This is a genomic window from Pseudomonas sp. UMAB-40, from assembly GCF_900095275.1.
In the GTDB taxonomy this organism is placed as follows: domain Bacteria; phylum Pseudomonadota; class Gammaproteobacteria; order Pseudomonadales; family Pseudomonadaceae; genus Aquipseudomonas; species Aquipseudomonas mandelii_B.
Genome location: NZ_LT607577.1, coordinates 94,014 through 110,064 on the forward strand (window position 1 = coordinate 94,014; position 16,051 = coordinate 110,064).

A 16,051-nucleotide genomic window follows, 5' to 3' on the forward strand; every position below is an offset into this window, starting at 1 on the left:
GCCAGGGCCTTAGCTTATTTACCGCAGAACTCAGTTACCGCTCGAGTTCAGCGCTTCGGTCAGTGCAGCTTCCACTTCACTGGCGCTTACGCGCAACGGTTTGTCAGCATCACGGCGACGCTTGCGCTCGCTGTGATAAGCCAGACCGGTACCCGCCGGGATCAAACGACCCACGACTACGTTTTCTTTCAGGCCGCGCAGGTAATCGCGCTTGCCGGTTACCGCCGCCTCGGTCAGTACGCGAGTGGTTTCCTGGAAGGAAGCCGCCGAGATGAACGATTCGGTGGACAACGACGCCTTTGTGATACCCAACAGCACGCGAGTGAACTTGGAAACGAACTTCTCGTCGCCAGCCAGACGCTCGTTCTCTACCAGAACGTGAGTCAACTCCATCTGGTCGCCCTTGATGAAAGTCGAGTCGCCGGATTCAGCGATTTCAACTTTACGCAGCATCTGACGCAGAATGGTCTCGATGTGCTTATCGTTGATCTTCACGCCTTGCAGACGATAAACGTCCTGGATCTCGTTCACGATGTACTTGGCCAGCGCACTCACACCCAGCAGACGCAGAATGTCGTGTGGATCGCTCGGGCCGTCAGAGATAACTTCGCCGCGGTTTACCTGTTCGCCTTCGAAGACGTTCAGGTGACGCCACTTCGGAATCAGCTCTTCGTACGGATCGGTACCGTCGTTCGGGGTGATAACCAGACGGCGCTTGCCTTTGGTCTCTTTACCGAACGCGATGGTGCCGCTGACTTCAGCCAGAATCGAGGCTTCTTTCGGACGACGAGCTTCGAACAAGTCGGCTACACGCGGCAGACCACCGGTGATGTCACGGGTCTTCGAAGTCTCTTGCGGAATACGAGCGATAACATCACCGATCGCGATTTTCGCACCATCCGCAACACCGACCAGGGCGTTGGCTGGCAGGAAGTACTGAGCGATAACGTCAGTGCCTGGCAGCAACAGATCCTTGCCGTTGTCATCAACCATCTTCACAGCAGGACGGATATCTTTACCGGCAGCTGGACGGTCTTTGGCGTCGAGTACTTCAATGTTGGTCATACCGGTCAATTCGTCAGTCTGACGCTTGATCGTGATGCCTTCTTCCATGCCCACGTAGGTCACGGTACCTTTCATTTCGGTAACGATTGGGTGAGTGTGCGGATCCCACTTGGCCACGATTGCGCCAGCGTCGACCTTGTCACCTTCTTTAACCGAAATCACAGCACCGTATGGCAGCTTGTAACGCTCGCGCTCACGACCGAAGTCATCAGCGATCGCCAGCTCACCGGAACGGGACACAGCAACCAGGCAACCATCCACTCGCTCAACGTGTTTCAGGTTGTGCAGACGGACGGTACCGCCATTCTTCACCTGAACGCTGTCGGCTGCGGAGGTCCGGCTTGCCGCACCACCGATGTGGAACGTACGCATGGTCAGCTGGGTACCCGGCTCACCAATGGACTGGGCAGCGATAACGCCGACCGCTTCACCGATGTTCACCTGGTGACCACGAGCCAAGTCACGGCCGTAGCACTTGGCGCAAATGCCGTAGCGGGTTTCGCAGCTGATCGGCGAACGCACGATCACTTCGTCGATGCTGTTCAGCTCGATGAATTCGACCCACTTCTCGTCTACCAGAGTACCGGCAGGAACGATGATTTCTTCGGTACCTGGCTTGAACACGTCACGAGCGATGACACGACCCAATACGCGCTCACCCAACGGCTCGACAACGTCACCGCCTTCAATGTGCGGAGTCATTACCAGGCCATGTTCGGTGCCGCAATCGATCTCGGTTACTACCAGATCCTGCGCCACGTCTACCAGACGACGAGTCAGGTAACCGGAGTTCGCAGTTTTCAACGCGGTATCCGCCAAACCTTTACGAGCACCGTGAGTGGAGATGAAGTACTGAAGTACGCTCAAACCTTCACGGAAGTTCGCAGTAATCGGCGTTTCAATGATGGAGCCGTCCGGCTTGGCCATCAGGCCACGCATACCGGCGAGCTGACGGATCTGCGCAGCAGAACCCCGTGCGCCCGAGTCGGCCATCATGTACATCGAGTTAAAGGACTCTTGGTCAACTTCGACGCCATGGCGGTCGATGACTTTCTCTTTCGAGAGGTTGGCCATCATCGCCTTGGAAACTTCGTCGTTCGCCTTGGACCAAAGGTCGATCACTTTGTTGTACTTCTCGCCCTGGGTTACCAGGCCGGAGGCGTACTGACTTTCGATCTCTTTCACTTCATCAGTGGCAGCATTGATGATGCGGGCTTTTTCATCCGGGATAACGAAGTCGTTAACACCGATGGAAACGCCGGAAATGGTCGAATAGGCAAAACCGGTGTACATCAACTGGTCAGCGAAGATCACGGTCTCTTTCAAACCAACCACGCGGTAGCACTGGTTGATCAGCTTGGAGATCGCCTTTTTCTTCATCGGCTGGTTGACGACGTCGTACGACAGGCCAGGCGGAACAACCTGGAACAACAGCGCACGGCCGACAGTGGTGTCGACGATACGGGTGTTCTTGACGCTGCCACCATCACGATCGTTGACGGTTTCGTGGATCCGCACTTTGACTTTAGCGTGCAGTGCGGCTTCGCCGGCACGGAACACACGGTCAACTTCTTGCAGATCCGCGAACACACGACCTTCGCCTTTGGCGTTGATCGCTTCACGAGTCATGTAGTACAGACCCAATACAACGTCCTGCGACGGAACGATGATTGGCTCACCGTTGGCTGGCGACAGAATGTTGTTGGTCGACATCATCAACGCACGCGCTTCCAACTGGGCTTCCAGTGTCAGCGGTACGTGCACGGCCATTTGGTCGCCGTCGAAGTCGGCGTTGTACGCAGCACAGACCAGAGGGTGCAGCTGGATAGCCTTACCTTCGATCAGTACCGGTTCAAACGCCTGGATACCCAGACGGTGAAGGGTCGGTGCACGGTTGAGGAGAACCGGGTGTTCACGGATCACTTCAGCAAGAACGTCCCAAACCTCTGGAAGCTCGCGCTCGACCATCTTCTTGGCAGCTTTGATGGTGGTAGCGAGACCACGCATTTCCAGCTTGCCGAAAATGAACGGCTTGAACAGCTCGAGAGCCATCTTCTTCGGCAGACCGCACTGGTGCAGACGCAGGGTCGGACCTACGGTAATTACCGAACGACCGGAGTAGTCAACACGCTTACCGAGCAAGTTCTGACGGAAACGACCTTGCTTACCCTTGATCATGTCAGCCAGGGATTTCAGAGGACGCTTGTTCGAACCGGTGATAGCGCGGCCACGACGACCGTTGTCGAGCAGTGCATCGACGGCTTCCTGCAACATACGCTTTTCGTTGCGCACGATGATGTCCGGAGCGGACAGATCGAGCAGGCGCTTCAAGCGGTTGTTACGGTTGATCACTCGACGATACAGATCGTTGAGGTCGGAAGTCGCGAAGCGACCGCCATCCAGCGGGACCAGTGGACGCAGATCTGGCGGCAGAACCGGCAGAACGGTCAGCACCATCCATTCTGGAAGGTTGCCGGAACCCTGGAAGGCTTCCATCAACTTCAGACGCTTGGACAGCTTCTTGATTTTGGTTTCGGAGTTGGTTTGCGGAATTTCTTCACGCAGACGGCCAATCTCGTGTTCCAGATCGATAGCGTGCAGCAGTTCGCGGACAGCTTCAGCACCCATGCGGGCATCGAAATCGTCGCCGAACTCTTCCAGCGCTTCGAAGTACTGCTCATCGTTCAGCAACTGACCTTTTTCAAGGGTGGTCATGCCTGGATCGATAACGACATAGCTCTCGAAGTAGAGAACGCGTTCGATATCACGCAGGGTCATGTCCATCAGCAAGCCGATACGCGACGGCAGCGATTTCAGGAACCAGATGTGGGCAACTGGCGAGGCCAGTTCGATGTGCGCCATGCGCTCACGACGAACTTTGGCCAGCGCGACTTCAACGCCGCACTTCTCGCAGATCACACCACGGTGCTTCAAGCGCTTGTACTTACCGCACAGGCACTCGTAATCCTTTACCGGGCCAAAGATCTTGGCGCAGAACAGGCCGTCACGTTCAGGTTTGAACGTACGGTAGTTGATGGTTTCCGGCTTTTTAACTTCACCGAACGACCACGAACGGATCATCTCAGGCGATGCCAATCCAATACGGATGGCGTCGAACTCTTCGACTTGACCCTGGTTTTTCAGCAAATTCAGTAGGTCTTTCAAGGCCTTTCCTCCTGGCGGAGCAGAGAGCGGGCAATCCTGCCCCGCTCTCGATTCGCGTCACGTGTTATTCGGTTTCCAGATCGATATCGATGCCGAGGGAACGAATTTCCTTGATCAACACGTTGAAAGACTCGGGCATGCCCGGCTCCATACGGTGATCGCCATCCACGATGTTTTTGTACATCTTGGTACGGCCGTTCACATCGTCCGACTTCACTGTGAGCATTTCTTGCAGAGTGTAAGCAGCACCGTATGCTTCCAGTGCCCAGACCTCCATCTCCCCGAAACGCTGACCACCGAACTGCGCCTTACCACCCAGCGGCTGCTGGGTAACCAGGCTGTACGAACCGGTAGAACGAGCGTGCATCTTGTCGTCTACCAAGTGGTTCAGCTTCAGCATGTACATGTAGCCAACAGTAACCGGGCGCTCGAACTTGTTGCCGGTACGGCCGTCGGTCAGCTGCATCTGGCCGCTTTCTGGCAGGTCTGCCAGTTTCAGCATGGCCTTGATTTCGCTTTCTTTCGCGCCGTCGAACACTGGAGTGGCCATTGGAACGCCGCCACGCAGGTTCTTCGCCAGATCCAGGATTTCCTGGTCAGAGAAGCTATCCAGATCTTCGTTACGACCGCCGATCTGGTTGTAGATCTCGTCGAGGAATTTACGAAGTTCAGCGACTTTGCGCTGCTCTTCGATCATCCGGTTGATCTTCTCGCCCAGACCTTTAGCCGCGAGGCCCAAGTGGGTTTCAAGGATCTGACCAACGTTCATACGCGAAGGTACGCCCAACGGGTTGAGGACGACGTCGACCGGGGTGCCATTGGCATCGTGCGGCATGTCTTCAACCGGCATGATCACGGAGACCACACCCTTGTTACCGTGACGACCGGCCATCTTGTCGCCCGGCTGGATGCGGCGACGGATTGCCAGGTAAACCTTGACGATTTTCAGCACGCCTGGAGCCAGGTCATCGCCCTGCTGCAGTTTGCGCTTCTTGTCTTCGAACTTGTCGTCCAGCAGACGGCGGCGATCAACGATGTAGGCCTGAGCCTTCTCGAGCTGCTCGTTCAGAGCATCTTCAGCCATGCGCAGTTTGAACCACTGACCATGCTCAAGACCGTCGAGAACTTCATCGGTGATGTCCTGACCTTTCTTCAGGCCGGCGCCGCCTTCGGCTTTGTGGCCGACCAGAGCGGAACGCAGACGTTCGAAAGTGGCGCCCTCAACGATACGGAACTCTTCGTTCAGATCCTTACGGATCTCGTCGAGCTGAGTCTTCTCGATCGACAGTGCACGAGCATCACGCTCAACGCCGTCGCGGGTGAAGACCTGTACGTCGATGACCGTACCCTTGGTGCCGGTAGGCACACGCAGGGAGGTGTCTTTAACATCGCTGGCTTTTTCACCGAAGATGGCACGCAACAGTTTTTCTTCCGGCGTCAGTTGAGTCTCGCCTTTCGGAGTGACCTTACCTACCAGAATGTCGCCTGCGCCTACTTCAGCACCTACGTAAACGATACCGGCTTCGTCCAGCTTGTTCAGTGCAGCTTCACCCACGTTCGGGATGTCTGCAGTGATTTCCTCTGGCCCAAGCTTGGTGTCACGCGCCACACAGGTCAGTTCCTGAATGTGGATCGTGGTAAAGCGGTCTTCTTGAACAACTCGTTCCGACAGGCAGATGGAGTCTTCGAAGTTGTAACCGTTCCAGGCCATGAACGCGATGCGCATGTTCTGACCCAGTGCCAGTTCACCCATGTCGGTGGACGGGCCGTCAGCCATGATGTCGCTACGCTGAACCCGATCACCTTTACGCACCAGCGGACGCTGGTTGATGCAGGTGTTCTGGTTGGAACGGGTGTATTTGGTCAGGTTGTAGATGTCGACACCAGCTTCACCGGTTTCAACTTCATCATCAGCAACACGAACCACGATACGGCTAGCGTCGACGGAATCGATAACGCCACCACGACGAGCCACGACGCAAACGCCGGAGTCACGGGCTACGTTACGCTCCATGCCGGTACCGACCAGCGGCTTGTCAGCGCGCAGGGTAGGTACAGCTTGACGCTGCATGTTCGAACCCATCAACGCACGGTTGGCGTCATCGTGCTCGAGGAACGGGATCAGCGACGCTGCAACCGAAACTACCTGCTTCGGCGATACGTCCATCAAGGTGACGTCTTCCGGCGCCTTGACGGTGAACTCGTTCAAGTGACGAACAGCTACCAGCTCGTCGATCAGCATTTTCTTGTCGTTCATCGTGGCCGAAGCCTGAGCGATCACGTGATCAGCTTCTTCGATGGCGGACAGGAACACGATCTCGTCGGTGACCAGAGCGTCTTTCACCACACGGTACGGGCTCTCAAGGAAGCCGTACTGGTTGGTGCGCGCATAGGCCGCCAGGGAGTTGATCAGACCGATGTTCGGACCTTCCGGCGTTTCAATCGGGCATACACGACCGTAGTGAGTCGGGTGTACGTCACGAACTTCAAAGCCAGCACGCTCACGAGTCAAACCGCCAGGGCCGAGTGCAGACACACGACGCTTGTGGGTGATCTCGGACAGCGGGTTGTTCTGGTCCATGAACTGGGAAAGCTGGCTGGAACCGAAGAACTCTTTCACCGCCGCAGCCACTGGCTTGGCGTTGATCAGGTCTTGCGGCATCAGGCCTTCGCTTTCAGCCATCGACAGACGCTCTTTGACCGCACGCTCAACACGTACCAGGCCAACGCGGAACTGGTTCTCGGCCATTTCGCCTACGCAGCGAACACGACGGTTACCCAGGTGGTCGATGTCATCGACGATGCCTTTACCGTTACGGATGTCGACCAGAGTCTTCAGCACCGCGACGATATCTTCCTTGCACAACACGCCCGAACCTTCGATCTCGGTACGACCGATACGACGGTTGAACTTCATCCGGCCGACCGCAGACAGGTCATAGCGCTCAGGGCTGAAGAACAGGTTGTTGAACAGAGTCTCGGCAGCGTCTTTGGTTGGCGGCTCGCCAGGACGCATCATGCGATAGATCTCGACCAGCGCTTCCAATTGGTTGCTGGTGGAGTCGATCTTCAGAGTGTCGGAGACGAACGGACCGCAGTCGATATCGTTGGTGTACAGCGTTTCGATGCGAACAACCTGGGCCTTGGCAATTTTTGCCAGGATCTCGGTGTTCAGCTCGGTGTTGCACTCTGCCAGGATTTCGCCGGTTGCCGGATGCACGATGGCCTTGGCGGTAGTGCGACCCAGGACGTAGTCCAGAGGCACTTCCAGGGTCTTGAGACCGGCTTTTTCGATCTGGTTGATGTGGCGCGCAGTAATACGGCGACCAGCCTCAACGATGACCTTGCCCTTCTCGTCCTGAATATCAAGAACAGCGATTTCACCACGCAGACGCGAAGCAATCAGTTCCAGACTGAGGGTTTCGCCGCTCAAGTGGAAAACGTTGGTGGTGTAGAACGCGTCGAGCACTTCTTCAGTGGTATAGCCGAGCGCGCGCAGCAGTACCGATGCAGGCAGCTTGCGACGACGGTCGATACGCACGAACACGCAGTCTTTCGGGTCGAACTCGAAGTCCAGCCACGAACCGCGGTAAGGAATGATGCGCGCGGAGTACAGCAGTTTACCGGAGCTGTGCGTCTTGCCACGGTCGTGGTCGAAGAACACGCCCGGGGAACGGTGCAGCTGGGAAACGATTACACGCTCGGTACCGTTGATTACGAAGGTACCGTTCTCAGTCATCAGGGGGATTTCACCCATGTAGACTTCTTGCTCTTTAATGTCCTTGATCGCTTTGTTCGACGATTCTTTGTCGAAAATGATCAGGCGCACTTTTACCCGCAAAGGTACGGCGTAAGTTACACCGCGCAATACGCATTCTTTGACATCAAATGCCGGTTCGCCCAGGCGATAACCGACGTACTCCAGCGCAGCATTGCCGGAGTAGCTGATGATCGGGAAAACGGATTTGAAGGCCGCATGCAGGCCCACGTCGCGGAACTGATCTTTAGTCGCTCCCGCTTGCAAGAATTCACGATACGAATCCAGCTGGATGGCCAGGAGGTACGGCACATCCATGACGTCCGGCAACTTGCTAAAGTCCTTGCGGATACGTTTTTTCTCAGTATATGAGTAAGCCATCAGCGTTCCCCAGCTTGGTCACCTGCTTGTTTGGCCCCTCCCGACGGGAGCAGCCAGAAAATCGTGCAAACCCCATGGTTTGCGCCACCGCATCGGGTGGTTACAGCTCGTTACCAGCACCGACCCAGTCGGCTGCCAATAACGGAAAAAGGCCGGTGGCAAGAGCCACCAGCCATCAGCCTTTCGCTTAACGCTCGGGCTGGAGGAGCAAAGTCGATGCTTACTTCAGCTCGACTTTAGCGCCTGCTTCTTCCAGAGTGGCTTTGGCTTTGTCGGCTGCGTCTTTCGAAACAGCTTCCAGAACCATGCCAGGAGCGCCGTCAACTACTGCCTTGGCTTCTTTCAAGCCCAGACCGGTCAGTTCACGTACTGCCTTGATCACGTTAACTTTCTTCTCGCCAGCTTCCAGCAGCATGACGTTGAATTCAGTTTGTTCTTCAACAACAGCAGCGACAGCAGCTGGACCAGCGGAAGCAGCGGCAGCAGAAACGCCGAACTTCTCTTCCATTGCCTTGATCAGCTCAACGATTTCCAGAACGGATTTTTCGCCGATTGCTTCGATGATTTGGTCGTTAGTCAGAGACATGACTATAAATTCCTGTATTGGGGTGACAGCCTACGCGGCCATCGAAATAAACAATAAACGCTGAAAGGTGTCGCTCAGCCTTAGGCTGCAGCGGCTTCTTTCTGGTCGCGAAGAGCCGCCAGAGTACGAGCCAATTTGCTGGTTGCGCCTTGAATCACGCTCATCAGCTGAGAAATTGCTTCGTCACGGGTCGGCAGGCTTGCCAGTACGTCGATCTGATTAGCCGCGAGGAACTTGCCCTCGAACGCAGCTGCCTTGATCTCGAACTTATCCTGACCTTTAGCGAACTCTTTGAAGATACGAGCAGCAGCGCCCGGATGTTCTTTGGAGAATGCAATCAAGGTCGGGCCAGTGAACACGTCGTTGAGCACGTCATATTGAGTGCCAGCAACGGCGCGCTTGAGCAGGGTGTTACGTACAACACGTACGTAAACGCCAGCTTCACGAGCCTCTTTACGGAGTCCGGTCATAGCGCCTACTGTTACGCCACGGGCATCAGCCACGACAGCGGACAGAGCAACTTGGGCAGCCTTGTTGACTTCAGCGACGATGGCCTTCTTGTCTTCAAGTTTAATTGCCACGGGAAAAACTCCTGCTTGTTACCGTTTCATCCAACCGAGGCCAGATGTCGTTTTGGTGTCTGATTCGGTAAGGAACCGGGAGCACCATCTGCGTAGGCTTGAGGTTTAAGACTTGCGTCGCCTACGGTCTTGGATAGCCCCCGCCAGGCAGGGACCCCAATCTTTCAATTGGCGCAATCGCTTGCGCCAACCTGTGTCTTACGCGTCGAGCGAACCTTGGTCGATGACCAGGCCTGGACCCATGGTGGTGCTCAGGGTAACGCGCTTGACGTAAATACCTTTCGAGGAAGCTGGCTTGATACGCTTCAGATCAGCGATCAGGGCTTCAACGTTTTCCTTCAGCTTGACGGCGTCGAAACCGACTTTGCCAACGGAGGTGTGGATGATGCCGTTTTTGTCGGTGCGATAACGAACCTGACCAGCCTTGGCGTTTTTAACCGCGGTAGCTACGTCTGGCGTTACGGTGCCGACTTTAGGGTTAGGCATCAGGCCGCGTGGGCCCAGGATCTGACCCAACTGACCAACAACGCGCATTGCATCCGGGGATGCGATAACTACGTCATAGTTCAGATCGCCGCCTTTCATTTCGGCAGCCAGATCGTCCATACCTACACGGTCAGCGCCGGCAGCCAAAGCGGCCTCAGCAGCTGGACCCTGGGTGAACACAGCAACGCGAACGGTCTTGCCAGTGCCGTGTGGCAGCACAGTAGCGCTACGAACGACCTGGTCAGATTTACGCGGGTCAACACCCAGGTTTACAGCAACGTCAAACGACTCGCTGAACTTGACGGTCGACAGCTCAGCCAGCAGAGCAGCAGCGTCTACAAAGTTGTAGGACTTGCCTGCTTCGATTTTGCCGGCGATAGCCTTTTGACGCTTGGTCAACTTAGCCATTACACACCCTCCACGTTAAGGCCCATGCTACGAGCAGAACCGGCGATAGTACGCACGGCCGCGTCCATATCAGCTGCAGTCAGATCCGCGTTTTTGGTTTTCGCGATTTCTTCCAGCTGAGCACGGGTAACGGTGCCAACCTTAACGGTGTTCGGACGAGCGGAACCGCTAGTCAGACCAGCAGCTTTCTTCAGCAGAACCGAAGCAGGTGTGGATTTGGTTTCGAAAGTGAAGCTACGGTCGCTGTAGACAGTGATGATCACTGGAGTCGGCAGGCCTGGCTCAATACCCTGAGTACGGGCGTTGAAAGCCTTGCAGAATTCCATGATGTTCACGCCGTGCTGACCCAAAGCAGGACCAACAGGTGGGCTTGGGTTAGCCTGAGCGGCCTTCACTTGCAGCTTGATGTAAGCGGTAATCTTCTTGGCCATGAGGCACTCCAATTACGGGTTCGAACGCCTCGAAAGGCTCCCCGGTTACTTGCGCGTTTATCCCAGTGACGACAAAACCCCACAGCCTAGGGCTGCGGGGTTGGGATCCTTGCTCAGCTAGACTTTTTCGACCTGGCTGAACTCTAGCTCTACCGGAGTAGAACGACCGAAAATGAGCACTGCCACTTGGATCCGGCTCTTTTCGTAGTTAACTTCTTCGACCGTGCCGGTGAAATCGGCAAACGGACCGTCATTGACACGCACCGACTCACCCGGCTCGAACAACGTCTTCGGCTTCGGCTTGTCGCTACCATCAGCAACGCGACGCAGAATCGCTTCTGCCTCTTTATCAGTGATCGGCGCAGGCTTATCAGCGGTACCGCCGATAAAACCCATCACCCGAGGAGTATCCTTGACCAAGTGCCAAGTACCCTCATTCATGTCCATCTGAACCAGCACATAACCTGGGAAGAACTTGCGTTCGCTTTTGCGTTTCTGGCCATTACGCATTTCAACCACTTCTTCAGTGGGAACCAGAATCTCGCCAAAGCCATCTTCCATGCCAGCCAGCTTTACGCGCTCTACCAACGAGCGCATGACATGCTTCTCGTAACCGGAGTAAGCATGCACAACGTACCAACGCTTAGCCACGGGACACCCTTAGCCGACAATCAAGGAAACAAGCCAGCCGAGCAGGGAATCAAGCCCCCACAACAGCAACGCCATAACCAGAACAACAGCCACAACAATCAGCGTGGTCTGCGTGGTTTCTTGGCGAGTTGGCCATACGACTTTACGAATTTCGGTGCGTGCTTCCTTAACCAGTACAAAGAAAGACTTGCCCTTGACTGTCTGCAGGCCTACAAAGGCAGCTACGGCAGCAATGGCGAGCAATGCAAGTACGCGGTACAGGATCGGCGAAGCAGAGTAATACTGATTGCCAACAACGCCAACAACCACCAAGGCGACTACTACAAGCCACTTGAGCAGATCGAAGCGAGAGCCTTGAGCTTCAGCTTTAGGAGTCATCTATGAAGATCCTGTGAAAAGAAAGCCAGATACACCAAGTGAATCTGGCAGGTCAGGAGGGAATCGAACCCCCAACCTACGGTTTTGGAGACCGTCGCTCTGCCAATTGAGCTACTGACCTAAAACAAAATCAGGCCGACCATTATGCCGGCCCGAAAAAGACATTACAACAATTTACTCGATAACTTTGGCTACAACACCAGCGCCGACGGTACGACCGCCCTCACGGATAGCGAAACGCAAGCCATCTTCCATCGCGATGGTTTTGATCAGGGTGACAGTCATCTGAATGTTGTCACCTGGCATCACCATTTCGACGCCTTCCGGCAATTCGCAGTTACCAGTCACATCAGTAGTACGGAAGTAGAACTGCGGACGGTAGCCCTTGAAGAACGGAGTATGACGCCCGCCCTCCTCCTTGCTCAGAACGTAAACCTCAGCAGTGAACTTGGTATGCGGCTTGACGGTGCCCGGCTTGACCAGAACCTGGCCCCGCTCAACATCATCACGCTTGGTACCGCGCAGCAACACGCCGCAGTTCTCGCCAGCACGACCTTCGTCGAGCAGCTTGCGGAACATTTCAACACCAGTGCAAGTAGTTTTGACAGTGTCACGAAGACCAACAATCTCAACTTCTTCCTGAATGCGGACAATGCCGCGCTCAACACGACCAGTCACAACGGTGCCACGACCGGAGATCGAGAACACATCCTCGATCGGCATCAGGAACGGCTTATCAATAGCACGCTCAGGCTGCGGAATATAAGTATCCAGCGTCTCGACCAACTTCTTGACGGCAGTGGTACCCATCTCGTTGTCGTCTTGACCATTCAACGCCATCAGCGCCGAACCAATGATGATCGGAGTGTCGTCACCCGGAAAATCGTAAGTGCTCAGCAGATCGCGCACTTCCATCTCAACCAGTTCCAGCAGCTCGGCATCGTCAACCATGTCAGCCTTGTTCAGGAAGACAACGATGTACGGAACACCAACCTGACGAGACAACAGAATGTGCTCACGAGTTTGCGGCATCGGACCATCAGCAGCCGAGCAAACCAGGATAGCGCCATCCATCTGAGCAGCACCGGTAATCATGTTCTTTACGTAGTCGGCGTGACCTGGACAGTCAACGTGTGCGTAGTGACGCACGGCCGAATCGTATTCAACGTGAGCAGTGTTAATGGTGATACCACGTGCTTTTTCTTCTGGGGCGCTATCGATCTTGTCGAAGTCAACCTTTGCCGAACCGAAGACTTCGGAGCAGACACGGGTTAGCGCAGCGGTCAGGGTAGTTTTACCGTGGTCTACGTGACCAATGGTGCCTACGTTGACGTGCGGCTTATTACGTTCGAACTTTTCCTTAGCCATCGAAGCAACCCCCAGCAGAAGAATTAAACAGTAATACCCTCCATTAAAACAAAGGCAGATATTTTCATATCTGCCTTGTTATATGGAGCTCTTGAGCGGATTTGAACCGCTGACCTCACCCTTACCAAGGGTGTGCTCTACCAACTGAGCTACAAGAGCGTAACGCCTTGCAGGACCTGCAAACTTGGAGCGGGTAGCGGGAATCGAACCCGCATCATCAGCTTGGAAGGCTGAGGTTCTACCACTAAACTATACCCGCGAAGCTTGCAGCTCTCGCTAAAAATGGTGGAGGGGGAAGGATTCGAACCTTCGAAGTCGTAGACGTCAGATTTACAGTCTGATCCCTTTGGCCGCTCGGGAACCCCTCCTAAGCGAGCCGGCATTCTATATCATGCCGACCTTCTGTCAAGCATTTTCTCATTAAAAACCTGAGGTTAGCTGCGTTGACACCGCTTCGTACTGTTGACCGTTGAAGGTCTTCACTGCGAAGCGGGCGCCATTCTATGCAAACTATTCCGCAGGCGCAACCCCCTCGCACGGCATTATTTTATGTTTTAACTCATTGAATTCTTTGGAAAGGTTTAGCAGCTGAAGATCATCCACTAAACGCCGGCTTTCAGGTGCTACACGGAGCCAGTAACCAGCCAAATCAGTGGGGTCTTTTGGCAAGGATTGAACCTTGATATCCATCCCACCCAGTCGGCGCTCAGCTGCCAAGGCGACTTCCTGACGAGTAAAACCACCCAAATAAAGGCAGCCACTGTCCGTCGACGCCGACTTTCCCTTCTCACGCCCCGTATCAGTTGCCTCGCTTAGCAAACGGATATCCTGCTGTGATCCTCGATACAAGCTCAAAGGCGTTACATCTTTCGCACGCAGCGGGGCCTCTTGTTGATGCCAGATGTAATAGAAGATATTGAGAACCAGCAACAGTAGGAACAACCAACGCATAAGTACCTCAAGACAAAGGGCATGCCATCGCCAGACCTACAAACACCAGGTCTGGAACCAGCCTGGCATCCGGTACGATTTCGGAGACGAGCGCCGCATCGCCTCCCGTGAGGAATACCGCAAAATCCTCCCCCCAATAACTACGCGCCATTTCCAGCTGAGTCAGGACGAACCCCCTCAACATCAGCGAACATCCACGCTCAACCGCCTCAACAGTTGTGCGGCCAGGCACGAGGCTTTCCAGCGCACGCTCGGCAGCGATATCGCCATAGCGAATCTTGCGGGTATGCGTTCGCAACTGGTTGCGCATCAGAGGCATTCCAGGGCAAATAAACCCACCAAGATGCTCTCCATCCCCGGCAATAAAATCAGCTGTCACTGCCGTACCGAAATCGAGCACCAGACAAGCCCCTGGAGAAAGATGAAATCCACCAAGCATCGCAAGCCAGCGATCAAGCCCCAACCGCTCGAACTCTTCGTAACCATTTCGGACGCCAGCCATCTCGCGCGCTGGCGCGGCGCATATCGCGAACACTGAGAACGCTTGTGCCAGCAGAGCAGTCAATACACCAGTCTCTTCAGTCGTTCTTACACTGACCAACCGGCATTGTTTGAGGGATAGCCCCTCAAGTCGATTCAGGCTTTCCAGTAACGCGAGATCCGAATCCACCACACCCTCTCCAAACACCTGCTTGGCATCCGCATGGAGAACGCGCCACTTTATAAAACTGTTTCCGCAGTCGAGCTCAAGAATCATCACGCAACCTCAGGCTGAGCTCACCACCACTAAAGACTTTTTCCACACCATTTACCTTCAAGCGCAAGGCACCCTGATTATCGATACCCAACACCTCACCATCAATCTGATTGACGCCAGCAATCAACGAGACTGCCCGCCCCTGCCAAAGATGGTTCTGCTCCCATTCCCGCTGAATAGCGGAAAACCCATCAGTCTGATGACGGGCCAGATATTTCTGAAGCATTAACCCTAATTGCGCGACAAGGTGATTGCGATCAAACACCTTGCCCGACTCCAGCCGCACGGATGTCCATTGCTGATCAATCTCATCGGTTGCCTGCATGTTCACATTAATTCCAACACCCAGCACCACGTGACACACATCAGCAGGGTCGCCCACCAACTCGAGCAATATCCCGGCGATCTTTTTCTGGCCAACCAGAACATCGTTGGGCCACTTCAAGCCCGCGCCCGGGATACCGAGATCTCTCAACGCCTGCATGACAGCAAGCCCAACCACAAGACTCAACCCTTCGAGCTGACGCATTCCGCCCTCGATGCGCAATACGAGGCTGTAATAGATGTTTTCAGCGAAAGGACTGGCCCAATTTCGCCCACGTCGGCCGCGACCCGCAGTCTGCCGCTCGGAGAGCACCAGGAATGGCGCAGCCTGGCCACGGTCTATGGCGCGCAAGGCTTCAGCGTTAGTGGAGTCAATTGAGTCGAAGAGCAGAATAGGCCAGTCGCATGAGGGCGCCTGTTCTTTTATGCCGGCAGGATCAAGCAGCGTCAGTGGCGCAGCCAGTTGATAGCCACGTCCGCGCACCTTGTGGATGGACAAGCCAAGCTCAGCCTCTAAATGCTGTAGCTGCTTCCATACCGCACTACGACTGACGCCCAAGGCGACGCCCAGGGCCTGACCCGAATGGAACTTGCCATCCTTAAGAAGCTTTAACAACGTCAGCATGCAAGTCTCGCCTCACAATGAGGCCCGCATGATAGCCATGCCCCGAGCCGTTGCATAGAAACCCCGAAGCCAGATTTTCCTGCGAAAAAAACAAAACCCCTACCTGCATACGCAGATAGGGGTTTCGGAATTTAATC

General features: G+C 55.0%; 12 protein-coding genes and 4 tRNA genes. All 16 read right to left on the reverse strand.

What is annotated here, in order from left to right; translation table 11 throughout:
• Positions 1-30: 30 nt before the first annotated feature.
• On the reverse strand, positions 31-4,230 hold the full coding sequence (gene rpoC, locus K0F88_RS29165) for a DNA-directed RNA polymerase subunit beta' (RefSeq protein ID WP_162438842.1): 4,200 nt from the start codon (positions 4,228-4,230) through the stop codon (positions 31-33).
• Between the two features lie 64 nt (positions 4,231-4,294).
• Positions 4,295-8,368, reverse strand: a complete 4,074-nt coding sequence (gene rpoB, locus K0F88_RS29170) for a DNA-directed RNA polymerase subunit beta (RefSeq protein ID WP_219097508.1) — start codon at positions 8,366-8,368, stop codon at positions 4,295-4,297.
• A gap of 220 nt (positions 8,369-8,588) precedes the next feature.
• Complete coding sequence (gene rplL, locus K0F88_RS29175; RefSeq protein WP_010467258.1) at positions 8,589-8,954, reverse strand: 50S ribosomal protein L7/L12; 366 nt, start codon at positions 8,952-8,954, stop codon at positions 8,589-8,591.
• Between the two features lie 80 nt (positions 8,955-9,034).
• Entirely contained in the window at positions 9,035-9,535 is a 501-nt protein-coding gene (rplJ, locus tag K0F88_RS29180; protein ID WP_010467255.1) for a 50S ribosomal protein L10, read from the reverse strand.
• Between the two features lie 198 nt (positions 9,536-9,733).
• Positions 9,734-10,429, reverse strand: a complete 696-nt coding sequence (rplA, locus tag K0F88_RS29185) for a 50S ribosomal protein L1 (protein WP_007896626.1) — start codon at positions 10,427-10,429, stop codon at positions 9,734-9,736.
• Positions 10,429-10,860, reverse strand: a complete 432-nt coding sequence (gene rplK / locus K0F88_RS29190) for a 50S ribosomal protein L11 (protein ID WP_003210097.1) — start codon at positions 10,858-10,860, stop codon at positions 10,429-10,431. Before rplK ends, rplA begins: the two co-directional genes overlap by 1 nt.
• 117 nt (positions 10,861-10,977) lie before the next feature.
• Entirely contained in the window at positions 10,978-11,511 is a 534-nt protein-coding gene (nusG, locus tag K0F88_RS29195) for a transcription termination/antitermination protein NusG (RefSeq protein WP_007896622.1), read from the reverse strand.
• A 9-nt stretch (positions 11,512-11,520) separates the two neighbouring features.
• Positions 11,521-11,889, reverse strand: coding sequence for a preprotein translocase subunit SecE (secE, locus tag K0F88_RS29200; protein ID WP_008145488.1), 369 nt, complete (start codon positions 11,887-11,889; stop codon positions 11,521-11,523).
• A 45-nt stretch (positions 11,890-11,934) separates the two neighbouring features.
• Positions 11,935-12,010: transfer RNA gene (locus tag K0F88_RS29205), tRNA-Trp, on the reverse strand.
• A gap of 53 nt (positions 12,011-12,063) precedes the next feature.
• Complete coding sequence (gene tuf, locus K0F88_RS29210) at positions 12,064-13,257, reverse strand: elongation factor Tu (protein ID WP_010467251.1); 1,194 nt, start codon at positions 13,255-13,257, stop codon at positions 12,064-12,066.
• An 83-nt stretch (positions 13,258-13,340) separates the two neighbouring features.
• Positions 13,341-13,416: transfer RNA gene (locus tag K0F88_RS29215), tRNA-Thr, on the reverse strand.
• A gap of 26 nt (positions 13,417-13,442) precedes the next feature.
• Positions 13,443-13,516 (reverse strand) — tRNA-Gly (locus tag K0F88_RS29220).
• A gap of 24 nt (positions 13,517-13,540) precedes the next feature.
• A tRNA-Tyr gene (locus K0F88_RS29225) sits at positions 13,541-13,625 on the reverse strand.
• Positions 13,626-13,767: 142 nt separating this feature from the next.
• Positions 13,768-14,208, reverse strand: a complete 441-nt coding sequence (locus K0F88_RS29230; RefSeq protein ID WP_219097509.1) for a hypothetical protein — start codon at positions 14,206-14,208, stop codon at positions 13,768-13,770.
• A gap of 7 nt (positions 14,209-14,215) precedes the next feature.
• Positions 14,216-14,965 (reverse strand): pantothenate kinase, encoded by a 750-nt coding sequence (locus tag K0F88_RS29235; RefSeq protein WP_219097510.1) that lies wholly within the window; start codon positions 14,963-14,965, stop codon positions 14,216-14,218.
• Entirely contained in the window at positions 14,955-15,914 is a 960-nt protein-coding gene (birA, locus tag K0F88_RS29240; RefSeq protein WP_219097511.1) for a bifunctional biotin--[acetyl-CoA-carboxylase] ligase/biotin operon repressor BirA, read from the reverse strand. Before birA ends, K0F88_RS29235 begins: the two co-directional genes overlap by 11 nt.
• Positions 15,915-16,051: the final 137 nt, after the last annotated feature.

What these genes read in the sequence shown, in the direction of transcription:
- birA (WP_219097511.1), bottom strand. Translation starts at nt 15,914, where the DNA reads ATGCTGACGTTGTTAAAGCTTCTTAAGGATGGCAAGTTCCATTCGGGT.
- rplK (WP_003210097.1), bottom strand. Translation starts at nt 10,860, where the DNA reads ATGGCCAAGAAGATTACCGCTTACATCAAGCTGCAAGTGAAGGCCGCT.
- tuf (WP_010467251.1), bottom strand. Translation starts at nt 13,257, where the DNA reads ATGGCTAAGGAAAAGTTCGAACGTAATAAGCCGCACGTCAACGTAGGC.
- K0F88_RS29230 (WP_219097509.1), bottom strand. Translation starts at nt 14,208, where the DNA reads ATGCGTTGGTTGTTCCTACTGTTGCTGGTTCTCAATATCTTCTATTAC.
- secE (WP_008145488.1), bottom strand. Translation starts at nt 11,889, where the DNA reads ATGACTCCTAAAGCTGAAGCTCAAGGCTCTCGCTTCGATCTGCTCAAG.
- rpoB (WP_219097508.1), bottom strand. Translation starts at nt 8,368, where the DNA reads ATGGCTTACTCATATACTGAGAAAAAACGTATCCGCAAGGACTTTAGC.
- K0F88_RS29235 (WP_219097510.1), bottom strand. Translation starts at nt 14,965, where the DNA reads ATGATTCTTGAGCTCGACTGCGGAAACAGTTTTATAAAGTGGCGCGTT.
- rplL (WP_010467258.1), bottom strand. Translation starts at nt 8,954, where the DNA reads ATGTCTCTGACTAACGACCAAATCATCGAAGCAATCGGCGAAAAATCC.
- rplA (WP_007896626.1), bottom strand. Translation starts at nt 10,429, where the DNA reads ATGGCTAAGTTGACCAAGCGTCAAAAGGCTATCGCCGGCAAAATCGAA.